Origin of the sequence: Methylobacterium terricola (assembly GCF_006151805.1) — a bacterium.
GTDB classification, from domain to species: Bacteria; Pseudomonadota; Alphaproteobacteria; order Rhizobiales; family Beijerinckiaceae; genus Methylobacterium; species Methylobacterium terricola.
Genome location: NZ_VDDA01000005.1, coordinates 95893 through 110658, shown reverse-complemented (window position 1 = coordinate 110658; position 14766 = coordinate 95893). Strand labels below are relative to the sequence as shown.

The 14766-nt window shown below is 70.4% G+C and carries 10 protein-coding genes and 2 pseudogenes; 8 read left to right on the top strand and 4 right to left on the bottom strand.

The window, feature by feature from the left end; all coding sequences use genetic code 11:
- Positions 1 to 39 precede the first annotated feature (39 nt).
- From FF100_RS13880 to FF100_RS13855, 6 genes are read left to right on the top strand one after another with little or no spacing between them, the layout of a single operon-like run.
- Positions 40 to 2094, top strand: a complete 2055-nt coding sequence (locus FF100_RS13880; RefSeq protein WP_139036288.1) for an HAD-IIB family hydrolase — start codon at positions 40 to 42, stop codon at positions 2092 to 2094.
- The gene (locus FF100_RS13875) at positions 2084 to 2947 is read left to right on the top strand and encodes a glycosyltransferase family 2 protein (RefSeq protein WP_171070163.1); all 864 of its coding nucleotides are present in this window, start codon (positions 2084 to 2086) and stop codon (positions 2945 to 2947) included. Before FF100_RS13880 ends, FF100_RS13875 begins: the two co-directional genes overlap by 11 nt.
- Before the next feature lie 29 nt (positions 2948 to 2976).
- Positions 2977 to 4107 carry a glycosyltransferase gene (locus tag FF100_RS13870; protein WP_139036287.1) on the top strand — a complete coding sequence of 377 codons (1131 nt, stop codon included), beginning with the start codon at positions 2977 to 2979 and terminating at the stop codon, positions 4105 to 4107.
- Positions 4108 to 4155: 48 nt separating this feature from the next.
- Positions 4156 to 5103, top strand: a complete 948-nt coding sequence (locus tag FF100_RS13865) for a galactosyltransferase-related protein (protein ID WP_139036286.1) — start codon at positions 4156 to 4158, stop codon at positions 5101 to 5103.
- Complete coding sequence (locus FF100_RS13860) at positions 5100 to 6191, top strand: glycosyltransferase (RefSeq protein WP_139036285.1); 1092 nt, start codon at positions 5100 to 5102, stop codon at positions 6189 to 6191. The genes FF100_RS13865 and FF100_RS13860 overlap by 4 nt, the downstream gene beginning before the upstream one ends.
- Positions 6188 to 6862, top strand: a complete 675-nt coding sequence (locus tag FF100_RS13855) for a class I SAM-dependent methyltransferase (RefSeq protein WP_139036284.1) — start codon at positions 6188 to 6190, stop codon at positions 6860 to 6862. The genes FF100_RS13860 and FF100_RS13855 overlap by 4 nt, the downstream gene beginning before the upstream one ends.
- Before the next feature lie 66 nt (positions 6863 to 6928).
- Here FF100_RS13855 and FF100_RS37820 read toward each other — a convergent pair whose 3' ends face one another.
- The 3 genes and pseudogenes from FF100_RS37820 to FF100_RS13845 form a co-directional block, all read right to left on the bottom strand.
- Positions 6929 to 7219, bottom strand: coding sequence for a hypothetical protein (locus FF100_RS37820; protein WP_246102076.1), 291 nt, complete (start codon positions 7217 to 7219; stop codon positions 6929 to 6931).
- A gap of 160 nt (positions 7220 to 7379) precedes the next feature.
- Positions 7380 to 7637 (bottom strand): annotated as a pseudogene (locus tag FF100_RS37815) (adenosine deaminase); the annotation flags it as partial.
- A 501-nt stretch (positions 7638 to 8138) separates the two neighbouring features.
- The gene (locus FF100_RS13845) at positions 8139 to 9539 is read right to left on the bottom strand and encodes an amidase (protein ID WP_139036283.1); all 1401 of its coding nucleotides are present in this window, start codon (positions 9537 to 9539) and stop codon (positions 8139 to 8141) included.
- A 108-nt stretch (positions 9540 to 9647) separates the two neighbouring features.
- On the opposite strand from FF100_RS13845, the gene FF100_RS13840 reads away from it, so the two are divergent.
- The gene (locus FF100_RS13840) at positions 9648 to 10211 is read left to right on the top strand and encodes a TetR/AcrR family transcriptional regulator (RefSeq protein ID WP_139036282.1); all 564 of its coding nucleotides are present in this window, start codon (positions 9648 to 9650) and stop codon (positions 10209 to 10211) included.
- 118 nt (positions 10212 to 10329) lie between these two features.
- Here FF100_RS13840 and FF100_RS13835 read toward each other — a convergent pair.
- Positions 10330 to 11095: pseudogene (locus FF100_RS13835) on the bottom strand (IS5 family transposase).
- 497 nt (positions 11096 to 11592) lie between these two features.
- Between FF100_RS13835 and cas3 the strand changes: the two are divergent.
- Positions 11593 to 14256, top strand: a complete 2664-nt coding sequence (gene cas3 / locus FF100_RS13830; protein ID WP_139036281.1) for a CRISPR-associated helicase Cas3' — start codon at positions 11593 to 11595, stop codon at positions 14254 to 14256.
- Positions 14257 to 14766: the final 510 nt, after the last annotated feature.

Below are 14766 nucleotides of genomic sequence, written 5' to 3'. Positions count from 1 at the left end.
GTCCTGTGCTTCGGGCTCATCCGCTGCGGTAGCGGTTTGATGTTCGTTCTTCATGTCGCCCTGCAGGGTTGCCTGCGCGGCCGGGACGTCGTGTACGGGCTCACCGTCGATACCGGCGGCCATATCCGCTACCTGCTCGACCTCGTCGCTGCCTCGGCCCAGGATCCCGGCATCGACCGGATCGTGGTGGCGACGCGCCGGTTCGAGGGCCCGCCCGGTCCCGATTACGCCGTGCCCGAAGAGCGCGTCGGCGACAAGGTCGCGCTCGTGCGATTGGCGAGCGCATCCCCGGGCTATCGCACCAAGGAGGAGATGCACGCCGAGGTCGCGAGCTTCGCCGAGAGCCTGATCGCCTGGATCGCCGCGCAGGGCCGGACCCCCGACCTGATCCACGCCCATTACGCCGATGCCGCCGCGGTGGCGGCGCTCGTCGAGAGCCGTCTCGGCATCCCGTTCGTGTTCACCGCCCATTCGCTGGGCCGGGTCAAGGCGGCGATGCTGGGGGAGGGCGCCGCGCCCCGCCCCGACCTCGCCCGCCGGATCGCCACCGAGGAGGAGGCGCTGTCCCGCGCGAGCCTCGTCATCGCCTCGTCGCGCGACGAGGCGGAGGTGCAGTATGCGGGCTACGCCACCTACGATCCCGGCCGGATCCGCGTCCTGCCCCCGGGCAGCGACCTCGCCCGCTTCGCCGACAGCCGCCCCGACCCGCGGGTCGATGCCACGATCGCCCGCTTCCTGCGCGATCCCGGCAAGCCGGCGCTGCTGGCGCTCGCCCGTCCAGTGGCGCGCAAGAACCTCGCCGCCCTGGTACGGGCCTATGGCGAGAGCCCGGCGCTCCAGGCGCGGGCGAACCTCGTCCTCGTCGCCGGGACCCGCGAGGACATCGACACGCTCGACGGCGAGATGGCCGACACGCTGCGCGACCTCCTGATGCTGATCGACCGCTACGACCTCTACGGCCGGGTCGCCTACCCGAAGACCCACCGGCCCGAGGACGTGCCGGCGCTCTACGCCCATGCCCGGGCGCGGGGCGGCCTGTTCGTCAACCCGGCCCTCAACGAGCCCTTCGGCCTGACCTTGCTGGAGGCCTCCGCCGCCGGCCTGCCGCTGGTCGCGACCGACAGCGGCGGCCCGAACGACATCGTCGAGACCTGCGGCAACGGCATCCTGGTCGATCCGCGCCGGCCCGACGCCATCGCGCAGGCCGCCTTGCGCATCCTCGACGACCCCGCCCTCTACGCCCGGTGCGTCGCCGGCGGGGCCCGGGCGGCGGCAGCCTACGACTGGGACCGGCACGCCGCGCGCTACCACGCCCTGCTGCGGTCGCTCCGGGCGCCGGTGCCGCCGTTGCGGGCGCCGCGCCAGCTCCTGATCTGCGACATCGACAACACGCTGGTCGGCTGCGACTCGGCGCTTGGCATCTTCCGCCGCTGGCGCAGCCGGCAGGCCGCCCTGGCCTTCGGGGTGGCGACCGGACGCTCGTTCCACAGCGCCATGGCGGTGCTGGAGCAGCAGGACAGCCCGCGGCCGCAGGTGATGATCACCTCGGTCGGCTCGGAGATCTACCACCTCGATCCCAACGGCACGACCTACACCGCCGATGTCAGCTGGCGCGAGGGGGTCGCGTCCGGCTGGGAGCGGGAGGCCCTGCGCGCCGCGCTCGACGGCCTCGACGGGCTGAGCCACCAGGGGCCGCTGGAGCAGCGGGCATTCAAGCTCAGCTATTTCGGCGATGCCGCGGCGGCGTCCCTGGTCCGGGCCCGGCTGGCGCGGGCGGGGCTGCGGGCCAGCGTGATCCACAGCCACGGCCGCTACCTCGACGTGCTGCCGGAGCGCGCCTCGAAGGGCAGTGCCGTCGACCACGTCCGGACGCTCTACGGCCTGCCGGAGCGGGCGGTGTTCGTCGCCGGGGATTCGGGCAACGACATCGAGATGCTGCGCGCCCGCACCCAGTCGATCATCGTGGCGAACTATTCCGACGACCTCGCCGGCCATGCCGCGCTCCAGCATTCCTACGTCGCCCGCGCCTCGCATGCCCGCGGCATCATCGAGGGCGTGGGGCATTTCCGCCGGGCCTTCGCGCATGTCGGCTGACGCTGCCGAGGTGAGCGTGCTCACCCTGGTGCGGGGCCGGGCCGACCGGCTGCGCAACCTGATGCGGGGCTTGAGCCGCCAGACCGTGCACCCGCGCGAAATGGTCATCGCCTGGATGCAGCCGGAGCCGGCGCCCGACCTGCCCGATCCCGGCTGCCCGGTCCGCCACCTGCACGTCCCGGGCGAGCCGATGCCGCTCGCCGCCGCCCGCAACCGGGCGGCGGCGGCGGCGGCCGGTGCGACCCTGGTGTTCCTCGACGTCGACTGCATCCCGGGTGCCGGCCTCGTCGCGGCCTACGCGCGGGCCGCCGCCGAGACCGACGGCCTGTTCCTCGGCGAGGTCCTGTACCTGCCGCCGGGCGCGCATGATGCGGCGGATCTCGACCGGCTCGGCCGCGCCCATCCGGCCCGGCCCCCGGTGCCGGAGTCCGGGATCCGCCCCGAGCCCGATTCCGGGCAGCTCTGGGGCCTGTCCTTCGCGCTGCCGGCGCGGGCCTGGCGCGCGGTCGGGGGCATGGACGAGGCTTACGCCGGCTATGGCGGCGAGGAGACCGACCTCGCCGCCCGTCTGGCGGCGAGCGGCCTGCCGACCTTCTGGGTCGCGGGCGCCCGCGCCTATCACCAGCACCACCCGGTCCACGTGCCGCCGCTGCAGCATTTCGCGCCGATCCTCGCCAACGCGGCGCGCTTCCGGGCCCGGCACGGGCGCTGGTGCATGACCTACTGGCTCGGCCAGTTCCGCGACGCCGGCCTGATCGCCTGGGACGAGGAGGCGGCGAGCATCCGCCTGCTGCGCCCCCCGACCGATCTTGAGATCGCCGCCTCCTTGCGGCCCGACGCGCTGTTCTCCTGATCCCCCCTTCTCCTGACGACCGAGAGACCATGAAGAAGCCGATCGCGTTCTTCGTCCACCACCAGGGCCGCGGCCACGCCCACCGCACGATGGCGGTGGCGGCGGAATTCGCCCGCGACCGCCCGGTCTCGGTCCTGACCGCCGGCCCGCACCTGTTCGACGGCTTCTCCCGCGACATCGAGATCGTGGCGCTGCCGAACATGATCGGCGCCACGGTGCCGACCCCGCGGCTCTACGCCGAGCCGACGCCGCAGGTGATGCATTGCGTGCCCCTCGGCCTGCCCGAGATGCGCCGGACGATGCGCCGGATCCTCGACCATCTCGACGAGCGCGACATCGGCCTGTTCGTCGTCGACGTCTCGGCCGAGATCGCGCTCCTGTCCCGCATCGCCAGCGTGCCGGCGGTGCAGATCCGCATGCATGGCGACCGCCAGGATATCGGCCATGTCGGGTCCTACGAGGCCAGCGTCGGGATGCTGGCGCCGTTCGACGCCCGCCTCGAGCAGGACGACTACCCGGCGCACTTGCGCGCCAAGACCTTCTACAGCGGCGGCCTGTGCACCAGCGTCGACCGGGTGCCGGACCGCGCCGAGGCACGCGCCACGCTCGGCCTCGATCCCGACCGCGAGATCGTCGTGGCGGTGACCGGCGGCGGGGGCAGCGGCACGCCCTACGCGCCGCTCACCGTCGCGGCCCGCGCCGCCCCGGACGCCCTGTGGCTCACCCTCGGGCCGACCCACCGCGAGGGCCACGAGACGGATTTCGCCAACCTGCGCGAGCTCGGCTGGGTGCCCTCGGTCACCGAGTACCTGGCGGCGGCCGACATCGTGGTCGCCTCGGCCGGGGACAACACGGTACACGAGGTCGCCCGGGTCGGCGGCCGGCTGATCGTGATGCCGGAATGGCGCTATTTCGGCGAGCAGACGCGCAAGGCCGAGGCCCTGGTGCGCCTCGGCGCCGCCGTCCAGGCCCCGATCTGGCCCGGCGACCTCCAGGGCTGGCGCGACCTCCTCGCCCGCGCCCGCGCCCTCGACGGCCGAACCCTCCGCGACCTCTACGCGCCGGACGCGGCGTCCCGCGCCGCCGGCTGGCTCGAAGGGCTGACCGACGAGCTGTGGCAGGGCGCCGCCGCGCCGCTGCGCGTCGTCGCGGCCAGCTGAACTCGCCGTTCCCACGTATCGTCCACCTTGCCGGAGCCGAGAGCCCGCATGTCCACCGTTTCCGTCGTGACCCTGGCCAAGGGCCGGCCCGCGCACCTCGCCAACGTCCTGCGCGGCCTGGAACGCCAGACCCAGAAACCGGCCGAGTTCATCGTCGCGGTGATGCAGGACGGCCTCTACGACCTGCCGCAGGCCTCCTTCCCGGTGCGCCAGATCCGGGTGCCGGGCGAGGCCCTGCCGCTCGCCGCCGCGCGCAACCGCGGCGTCGCGCTCGCCACCGGCGACGACGTCGTGTTCCTCGACGTCGATTGCATCCCGGCGCCCGACCTCGTCGCCGATTACGCAGCAGGGCTCGCCACCCTCGACGGCCTGCTGATGGGCGAGGTGCTGCACCTGCCTGAGCGCGCCACCCTCGGCGACTGGACCTACGACGACCTGGCCTCGGTGGCCGAGAAGCATTCCGACCGCCGCGGCCCCCCGGCCTCCGGCCTCGAGATCTGCCACGACTATCGCTGCTTCTGGTCGCTCAACTTCGCGATCCGGCGCGCCACCTTCCTGGCCACCGGCGGCTTCGACGAGCGCTATACCGGCTATGGCGGCGAGGACACCGATTTCGGCAAGCTGCTCGACCAGCGCGGGCTGCCGATCGCCTGGATGAAGGGCGGGCTCGCCTATCACCAGTACCACCCCCACCACATGCCGCCGGTCCACCACCTCGACAGCGTGGTGCGCAACGCCGAATTGTTCGAGGCCAAATGGGGCTACCGCACCATGGGCCACTGGCTCCACGCCTTCCGGGTGATGGGGCTGATCGACGACACGCCGGACCGGCCGATCCGCATCCTGCGCCGCCCGGATGCCGGCGACCTCGCGCTCACCGGCCAGCAGGGCCACCAGCCCTACAACAACTCGGCGTCGGTCATCCGCGCCATCGAGGCGCGGGAGCAGGCGCAAGAGGAGGTTCGAGAGACGGTTCAAGAGCCGGTCCCCGCGTGAGGATCGCACTCCTCGCCCATCTGCGCCACCCGATCGCGCCGCCCTTCGCGGGCGGGCTGGAGGCCTATTGCTGGCACCTCGCCGAGGGGCTGACGGCGCGCGGCCACGAGGTCGTGCTGTTCGCCTCCGGCGACAGCGACCCGCGCTTCACCCTCGACGCGGTGAGCCCGGTTCACCATGAGAAGAGCTTCCCCGGCCTGGAGCACCGGGGCGATGCCGGGTTGCGGGCCCATGTCGACGCCGCCTACAGCGCCGCCCTCGACCGGATCGCGGCCGGCGGCTTCGACGTCCTGCACAACAACTCCCTGAGCCGGTTGCCGCTGGAGCGGCGGCGCACGCGAGCGGTGCCGACCGTCACCTCGCTCCACGCGCCGCCCTACGACGCGCTGCGCTGGTTCGTGCACGACAGCCCAGGCCCGACGCACCGCATCACCGCGACCTCGGCGGCGCATCTCGCGGCCTGGTGGCCGGACGGAGCGCCGCCGGAGGCGGATGTCCTGCATAACGGCATCGATCCCGACGCCTGGCCCTTCGCCGGGACCGGCGACGGCAGCGCCGTCTGGAGCGGGCGCCTGACGGCGGTGAAGGGGGCGCACCTCGCCATCGCGGCGGCGCGCCGGGCCGGCCTGCCCCTGACCCTGTTCGGCCCGGTCGAGGAGCCGGATTACTGGGAGGACCGCATCGTCCCGTTCCTCGGAGGAGGGATCCGCTACGGCGGACACCTGCCCGGGCCGGCGCTCGCCGCCGAGCTGGCCCGCGCCTCGGTGTTCCTGCTCACCCCGTGCTGGGACGAGCCGTTCGGCCTTTCGGCGATCGAGGCGATGGCCTGCGGCCTCCCCGTCGCGGGCTTCGCCCGGGGCGCGGCCGAGGAGGTCGTCGGCGAGGCCGGCCGCCTGGTGCCGCCCGAGGACGAGGGCGCCCTCGCGGCGGCGATCCCGGCGGCGCTCGCCATCCCGCGAACGATCCCGCGCGAGCGCGTGCGGCGCCTGTTCACCCGCGCGCGCTGGCTCGACGGCTGCGAAGCCCTCTACGCCGAGGTTCGCGCCGCCGCCCTCCATCCCTCCCCGATCGCCCGAGCCTCCGCATGACCCGCCAGACCATCCTCGACGCGCTGTGGCACGGCCGCGATCCCTTCGCGGACCCGCCGGGGGATCTGCGCCCCCTCGACCTCCAGGGCTGGCGCAGCGTGCATCCCTACCTGGAGGAAGCGGTGCGCGAATGGCGCCCCGGCGTGGTGGTCGAGATCGGCACCTGGAAGGGCGCGAGCACGCTCTACCTCGCGAAAATGATGGCCGAGCACGGGGTACCCGGCACGGTGATCGCGGTCGATACCTGGCTCGGCGCCGTCGACCACTGGGCCGACCCGGCGCTGTTTTCCGAACTCCGGACCGAGAACGGCTTTCCGAGCCTCTACCGCACCTTCCTGGCCAACATGCTGCGCGAGGGCGTGGCCGACCGGGTGGTGCCGCTGCCGCTCGATTCGGTGAACGCCGCCGAGCTGATGCGCCTGCGCGGCGTCTCCGCCGACGTGATCCATCTCGATGCCGGCCACGAGGAGGCCTCGGTGGCGGCCGATCTCCGGGCGTGGTGGCCGGTCCTGCGCCCCGGCGGCCTGTTCATCGCCGACGATTACGACCGCCTCGGCGGCAAGTTCCCCGGCGTGGGCCGTGCCGTGGACGCGTTCTGCGCCGAGCACGGGGTGCAGGGGCCGTGGTCGCTCCGCGGCAAGGCGAAGTTCGTCAAGCCGTCAGGCGGGTGAGCCCGGATCCGCCGGCCGACGAGCTAAAGACCGCGTTCCGGTGCGTCGCAGCCGCGCCCCGGCCGGTCAGGCGACGTGCCGCCCGGCCGACCCGCGCTCCGGCGGCGCGGCGTCCCGGCGGCGCGCGTGATCGGCGATGCCGCGCAGGCCGGCCACCAGGGCGTCGGTCTGCGCGTCCCGGTCGGCGTCGGACACGAAGTCCGGCCCGCGCAGCCGCAAGACGACCAGAGCCGCCAGAGCCGCGCAGAGGCTGCCCCCCAGCGGGACGGCGAGGGCGGCGGTCAGCGGCCCGAACGGCGCCATGACGGCCCCTGTCGCGAGACCACCGGCAATCGCCACGAACACGAACAGCAGCATCGGGATCACCTCCGGCAGAGCAGTCTATGCCGACCGAAGGGTTAAGGTCACCATACCGTCGCGCGGCGGGGCGAGCCGGGGCCCGTCGCGGCGGCGACCGCGCGGCCGGGCCTTCCTCGCCGGCATGGACGGTGGTGCGAACGCCGCGCTCGCGGGCGGCCTGGAGGAAGCGGGCGAACCTGGAGGGCGGATTGCCGACTTCGGCGCCGCCGATGCCGATACCGACAATGTCGTCCGTCCACGGCATGACCTGGTCCGGCACGGCGACGGCATCCGGCTCGGTCCGGTGGCGATGGACGCTGATCATCAGGCCGACGCTCATGCCGTGCGCGCGGCGCGCCTCCGCCAGGGCGGGGAGCACGCCCGACATCGGCGCCTCGATCGGAGGCCCACGCTCGGTGAAGCTCTGCGGACCGATGACCTTCTCGGCGCGGACGACGCCGTCCTCGCAGGTAGGCGCGGGTCACGTCGTGGACGTCTCTCTCCGTCGCCACGACCTTGCAGCCCTCGAAGTACCAAGTCGAGGAACGGGTGGAGGTTCTCGAAACGGCAGGCGCCCCGCCGGGCTTCCGGCGTGTCCCAACGGAGCGTCCTGCCGTTGCGGGCAGCAAGGTCCAGCATCAATTCCGGCTCGATGCTGCCTTCGATGCGCATGGACAGGTCGGTCTTGGGGCAGGCCGCGGCCAAACGCTGGGATGCCAGTCATTTGGGACATCTCCTGAACCTTGTCGGTCAGGCTTCCTCCCGGACCTGCCCTTGGCCGGGGACCGCGGCGCGCTCCCCGACGGGTCACCCCCGTCTCATACCGCCGCGCCGTCGAACGGATCCGTTCGACGGCGCAAGGCAAGCCCGAACGGGCGCCGGCGCCGATGCGCCGGACGCCTTGGCATCGCCGTGTCGATGCCAAGGCGCGAGGGTCTCAGAGGCTCGGATGCCGGTCGCGAACCGGGCTCACGCGTTCCAGCACCCTCGCGGCGTTCAGGAGCGTGGTCTCCGCCTGCCAGCTTCCCACCAGCTGCACGTTGATCGGCAGCCCCTCGCGGCTCGTCCCGAAGCGCATCGACAGCCCGGGCAGGCCGGTCACGTTGAGCGGCACGGTCGCGCCCTGGAGGTAGGTCAGGTCGACGGTCTCGCCGTTGACGACGAGTTCCGTGATGCCGTGCTTGTGCGCCGGGACCGGCAGCACGGGGGTCAGGAGAACGTCGTAGTCCCGGAAGTAGGTCGCGTAGCCGTCCCGCAGCCGCTCCGCCGCCTGCTCGGCCGCCAGGTAATCTTGCATCGCGGTATCGGGCAACGACAGCATCGTCCTCGCCATCTTGTACATCTGGTCCTCGTGCCCGGCGGTCGCCTGGCGGAAGGCCGGCTTCATCTCCATGACGTGGAGCTTGTTGAACACGTCGAGGGCGAAGTCGCGCTCCAGCGCCGGGATGCGCACCTCCTCCACGTGATGGCCCTCGCCCTTGAGGGCCTCGGCCGCGGACCGGACGGTCGCCGCGACCTGCGCGTCGATGGGCCCGAAGCCCGGACCGACCATCCAGCCGACGCGCAGCTTGCGATCCGTCGTGACGCCAGCGTCGAACGGGACGGTGCTGGTCGCGAAGGAGTCCTCGCCGTCCGGACCGGCGAGTTGCGAGAAGGCGAGCGCGAGGTCGCGGATCGAGCGCGCCATCGGGCCGACGTGCCAGAAGCGGCGCGGTGCGCGCGGCCAGATGCCGGTCATCGGCACGCGCCCGTGGGTCGCCTTGAGCGAGACGATGCCGGTCTGGGCGGCCGGGCCGCGCACCGAGATGGCAAGGTCGGTGCCGAGCCCCAGCGGCGACATGCCGGCCGCGATGGCCGCCGACTCGCCGCCGCTCGAACCGCCGGGCGTGCGGTCGAGGTCCCACGGGTTGTTCGAGCGGCCGGAGAGCAGGTTGTCGCTCTCGATCCAGTAGGAGAACTCGGGAAGGTTGGTCTTGGCGAGCAGGATGCCGCCGGCCTTCTTCAGCCGGGCGACGCTGGTCGCGTCGGCATCCGGGACACGGCCCTTGAAGATCGGCGAGCCGCGCTGGGTCATGACGCCTGCGGTGTCGATGGAGTCCTTCACCGTGAAGGGCACGCCATGCAGCGGCCCGAGCTCCCCGCCTGCCATCACCGCGGCCTCGGCCTGCTTTGCAGCGGCCAACGCCCCCTCCGCGACGGTGACGATCGCGTTGACCTTCGGGTCGACGGCCTCGATGCGGTCGAGGTGGACCCGCACGACCTCGACGGGCGAGAGCTGCCTGGTTCGGACCAGCGCGGCGAGGGCGGTGGCGTCCGAGAAGACGATATCCCGGGTCATGGCGATTAACCTACCTGTCGTTAGGCAGGCAAAAGTTAGGGATGGATTTTTTGGCTGTCAATACCTAACTAACGATCGTTAGGCTTTTGCGCCGACGGGGAGGCGGGAGTGAGTTCGAACGCGAAGGAGGCGATCCTGGCCGCTGCCAGGAAGACCGCGCAGGCTCACGGCTACGGGGGCTTGAGCTACCGCGACCTCGCCGCCGAGGTCGGCATCAAGGCGGCGAGCATCTATCACCACTTCGCCAGCAAGGCGGATCTCGGCGCGGCCGTGGCACGACGCTACTGGGAGGACATCGCGGTCGAACTCGACGCGATGCTGGCCGACACCGGCGACCCGCTGGAATGCCTGCGGCTCTACCCGGGCACCTTCCGCCGCTCGCTCGAGGACGGGAACAGGCTGTGCCTGTGCAGCTTCATGTCGGCGGAATACGCCGACCTGCCTGAGGCCGTGCAGCGGGAGGCGCAGGGCTTCGCCGACGTCAACGTCGCCTGGCTCGCCAAGGTGCTGGTCATGGCTAGGGCGGCGAAGCCCGAGGACGGCGAGGCGCAGGGCCGGGCCATCTTCGCGGCGGTGTCCGGTGCCCAGCTCTACGCGAGGAGCCGCTCGGACATCTCGCAGTTCGATGCCCTGATCGCGACCTACCGCGCCTCGGGCCTCCTGCCGACGTAGGTCTTGGATGGCCCTGCGACTCGCGGACGCCATCGGAGGGTGATGTCGTAGCCGCCCCGGCGAGGTCCCATTTCGTTCGAAGCGGACCTCTCAATGAGCGGGGTACTCGGGTCTGTTGTCAATTGATCCACAGCAGTGTGGAGGGGAGGCAGAGGACGCCCTTGAAGCTGACAGCGGTCTTTTCGTAGCGCGTGTCGATGGCGCGCCGTTCCTTCAGGCGTGCCCACAGGCGTTCGACGATGTTGCATTTGTCGTCGATCCAGGCTGGACAGGCGACGGGAGTCGCGTTGCTCTTGGTCGGGATTACCGGCCGTGCTCCGGCAGTCCAGATCGCCTCGCGGAAGCCATGGCTGGAACAGCCGCGATCGGCCACGACCCGTTCGGGCGTGCCCGGACGATGATCGAGCAGCGGGAGGGCGTGCGCCAGTTCGTGCGCCTGACCGAGCGCGAGGCGGAAGCCGACGGGGCGGCCTCGCCCGTCGGCGATCACGCAAGCCTTGGTGCCTGAGCCGCCATGCGAGCGGCCAGGAGCTTCACGATCGTCTCGCTCGGCTCCGCCCCGCTTTTGGTCACGGCGTGGCCGCCTTCTGGTGAGCCCGGATGTTCGTGCCGTTGAGAAACACCATGCCGAGGGCGACGCCGCAGGCCTGCGCGAGGTCGAGGAGGTGCTCCCAGACGCCGGCGCGCGCCCAACGGTTGAAGATCTGGGCGGTGTGCCACCAGGGTCCAAGCCCGGCCGGGATGGCGCGCCAGGCGGCCCCGTTCCGATGCCATCAGAGGATGGCCGAGTTGGTCCGGCGCAGCCCCTGAGGCGGGGTCTTGCCTTTCGGCCGGCAGGCTTCGACCAGCGGCTCCAACTCGGCCCATTGCGCGTCCGTCAGCATCGCATCTCCTCCGTCAGAGCGGGGAAACCCTCACCGCCGCAATACGCTCAAGCGACAACAGGCCATAGTGACGGCATCAATACCTGATAATATACCACATTATCCAATAAATCTTGCCTGAAATGCGAGATATGATTTATTTTGTATCTAAAAAATATAATTTAAAACAATCTTACCGTGAAAAATATCCTGCACCCTCGACAATCAATTTGCCATGAATTCTGGATCGCCGGCGAGCGGCTTTGATGACGGCACCTATATCGGTCCTCCCGGCAGTGGCAGGCTTTCTCTGCTCTCATCAGGGGGTGGCTCGCAACGATTTGCAACGCCTGAACAAGAACAACCCGCTTGGGCTGGAGCGAAGTTGCGCCGTCCTGGGAAATTCTCGTAGAATGCCCTTTCAAACGCACAGGACGGCCGCGGTGATCAGCAATCGCAGATTTCCGATGAAGACAGGCGATTGTTAAAATCATAGGCCCATAGCCTCATCATTGCACATGGACCTTGAAGGGCGAAGCATGAGCGTCTTTTCGCAGGACGTTCTTTGGGCGAAACGCGATGCCGCGGGACGATGGCATTCCCTGGTCGGGCATTCAGCCGATGTGAGCGCAGCACTGGCAGCACTGCTGGATCTGCCGCTGATCGGTACCCGCCTGCAGCGGCTCGGTCGGGTAGACGAAGCAGACGCTGCGGCGATCTCAGCCAAGCTCTCGGCACTCGCCTTCCTTCATGACATCGGCAAGGCCAATCGCGGCTTCCAGGCCCGATCGGACGCCGACGCGCTGCGGGTCGGCCATATCGATGAACTCGCCTGGGTGTTCTCCATTCGCCGCGGCGCGGAGGCCGTGTGCGACCGCCTCTGCATGAGGCTCGGGCTCGACCGGGTTGCAGCATGGCTTCCAGGCGACAATCCGGGCCTGTTCCACGCGGTGTTCGCTCACGATGGGCGCCCCTGGGCCCTCGGCGGCGGGGAACGTCAAGCCGATGTCAGGGATGCCTCGGCGCAGTGGCGGGACGGGCCCGACGACCCCGTGGCCAAGCTCGCGCCGATGCGGGCGGCGCTCGACGCCTGGTTCGGGAACGCCCTCGCCGACGCGAGCCCGCTGCCCGACCAAGCAGCCTTCCAGCACGCCTTCGCGGGACTCCTGATGCTGGCCGACTGGCTCGGCTCGAACCCGTCACCCGACTTCTTTCCCTTCGACGAGGGCCGGCCCGAGGACCGGATGGCGTTCGCGCAAGCCCGTTCGAGCGTCGTCCTCTCCGCGACCGGCCTCGATGCGCGGCCCGCGCGCGCCGCCGCGTGCCGGGTCGGAGCCAGCTTCGCGCAGGCTTTCGCGCAACCTGGCCGGCCGCCTTTCGTGGCGAGGCCGATCCAGGCCGAGACGGCGCGGCATCGCGCGCGGCTGCTGGTGCTCGAGGCTGAGACCGGCTCTGGCAAGACCGAGGCTGCCCTGTGGCGCTTCAGCGAGCTCTTTCGCCAAGGCGCCATCGACGGCCTCTACTTCGCGCTGCCGACCCGCGTCGCGGCCACGCAGATCTTCGAACGGGTCAAGCGATTCCGGGACAACGTCTTTCCGCCGCACCAGCGGCCGGCCGTCGTCCGGGCGGTCCCGGGCCAGATGCGCGTCGACGAGGCGGAGGGTGCCCGCCTGCCCGATTTCGACGTGCAATGGAGCGACGACGGCGATCGTGCGGTCCGTTGGGCCGCCGAGCATCCGAAACGATACCTTGCGGCTTCGATCGCCGTCGGCACGATCGACCAGGCGCTGCTCGGCGCGGTGCGGGTGAAACACGCGCATCTGCGCGCCGTCTCGCTCCTGAACAAGCTCCTGGTGGTCGACGAGGTCCACGCCTCCGACGCCTACATGGAGCGCCTGCTCGCGAATCTGCTGCGCTTCCATGTCGGGGCGGGCGGCCACGCACTGCTCCTGTCGGCGACGCTCGGTGCGGGCGCCCGCGCGCGCCTGCTCGGGGCCGCGACGGTCCCGGACCGAGCGGAGGCCGATGCGGTGGACTACCCGGCCTTGAGCTGGTGCGAGGACGGCGTCGAGCACCGCCAGCCGCTCGGCTCGATCGGCGCGGGAAAGACCGTCCACCTGGAGGCTCGCACGATCCTGGACGATCCCGCGGCGATCGCGGCGCTGAGCCTCGCGGCGGCCTGCGCCGGCGCCAAGGTCCTGATCATCCGCAATACGGTCGGCCAGGCGCTCCTCACGCAAGCGGCCCTGGAGGGGCAGGCGACGGCACCGGACGGCGCGCTGCTGTTCCGGGCGCCGCACGCCGACGGGCGGTCCATCGCGACGCTGCACCATTCCCGCTTCGCCGAACCCGACCGGCGCCTCCTCGACGCGGCTGTCGAGGCCGCGATCGGGCGCGAGCGCCCGGACGGGGGCCGCATCGTCATTGGCACGCAGACCCTGGAGCAATCCCTCGACCTCGATGCCGACCTGCTCGTCACCGATCTCTGCCCGATAGACGTGCTGCTGCAGCGAATCGGCCGCCTCCATCGCCATGCCGACCGGTCCCGCCCGGAGGGCTACGCCGTACCGCGGGCGATCGTGCTCGTTCCGGCGGCGCGGGAGCTTTACCGGCCCGGCCTGCACGCCTACGGGCTCGGGTCCGGCCGGACCGGCGGCATCTACACGGACCTGCGCATCCTCGAACTGACCCGGCGCCTCGTCGAGGCCGAGCCGATCTGGACAATTCCTGCGATGAACCGCCGCCTCGTCGAGGCCGCGACCCATCCCGACGCCCTGGCAGCCATCGAAGCGGAGCTGATCGCCGAAGACCCGGCCTGGCGGCCGCATTTCAACCGGCGCACCGGCCGCCACTTCGCCGATCTCACCGCCGCCGAGAACGCACGCTTGCAATTCGACCATCCCTTCACGGATTTCCGAATCGAGTCCGACGAGACCATCGCCACGCGCCTCGGCGCCGCCGATCGGCACGTCGCGTTCGGGGCGGAGGGGCAGCCGCTCCCGATAAGCCCGTTCGGCCAGCCGGTGCCGTCGCTGAAGCTGCCGCACCACGTGGCCGAGAAGATCCCTGTTGACGCTCAACCAGATCTTTTAGAAACTCTAGGTCAGGGAAACGGCTTCACGTTCCGCCTCGGTCCGAGCGTGTTTACGTATGACCGGTTCGGACTGAGGCGGAACGCGTGATCCCCGCGTGGGCGGGGGAATCTAACTCTCGCTACAACACGCGAGCTAGGGGCCATCTCCGACAAGGCGGAGACGTGCTATGTATCAACGAAAGTCTTGTAATGCCAGTGCTCTGGTCGCGGAGTGTCCAAACCGGGGCCAATCCGGCGCACGTTCGGGAATGGCAAGTTACACCGGATTTGGTGGCGCGTTTGAAGGAACCGCTTTAAAATTACAACGCCACGTCGAAGGGCGCGCCGCTCTTGTCGGGTTGGAGCGAAAGGATTCTGAAACGGGCTCAGCATGTGTTGCCGTCCTACGCCTGATAGCGATACCCATTACGCGCTTTACGGTCAAGCATTATTTACTGTCGCTAAATCACGCAAGCTAGTTATCTTGTATGATCGAGCGAGCGGCTGACGCATACGGTGTAGGAGGACGGAGCCGACAAAGCCTCCCACTCTGCCGCAAGGCTCACACCTTCATAGACTAACTTAAATTGCCTCCAATGCGGATTAGCTGGATTTTGGC

Coding starts and splice junctions, on each gene's coding strand:
- FF100_RS13845 (WP_139036283.1), bottom strand. CDS start 9,539: ATGACCCGGGATATCGTCTTCTCGGACGCCACCGCCCTCGCCGCGCTG.
- FF100_RS13870 (WP_139036287.1), top strand. CDS start 2,977: ATGAAGAAGCCGATCGCGTTCTTCGTCCACCACCAGGGCCGCGGCCAC.
- FF100_RS13865 (WP_139036286.1), top strand. CDS start 4,156: ATGTCCACCGTTTCCGTCGTGACCCTGGCCAAGGGCCGGCCCGCGCAC.
- cas3 (WP_139036281.1), top strand. CDS start 11,593: ATGGACCTTGAAGGGCGAAGCATGAGCGTCTTTTCGCAGGACGTTCTT.
- FF100_RS13875 (WP_171070163.1), top strand. CDS start 2,084: ATGTCGGCTGACGCTGCCGAGGTGAGCGTGCTCACCCTGGTGCGGGGC.
- FF100_RS13855 (WP_139036284.1), top strand. CDS start 6,188: ATGACCCGCCAGACCATCCTCGACGCGCTGTGGCACGGCCGCGATCCC.
- FF100_RS13880 (WP_139036288.1), top strand. CDS start 40: ATGTTCGTTCTTCATGTCGCCCTGCAGGGTTGCCTGCGCGGCCGGGAC.
- FF100_RS37820 (WP_246102076.1), bottom strand. CDS start 7,219: ATGCTGCTGTTCGTGTTCGTGGCGATTGCCGGTGGTCTCGCGACAGGG.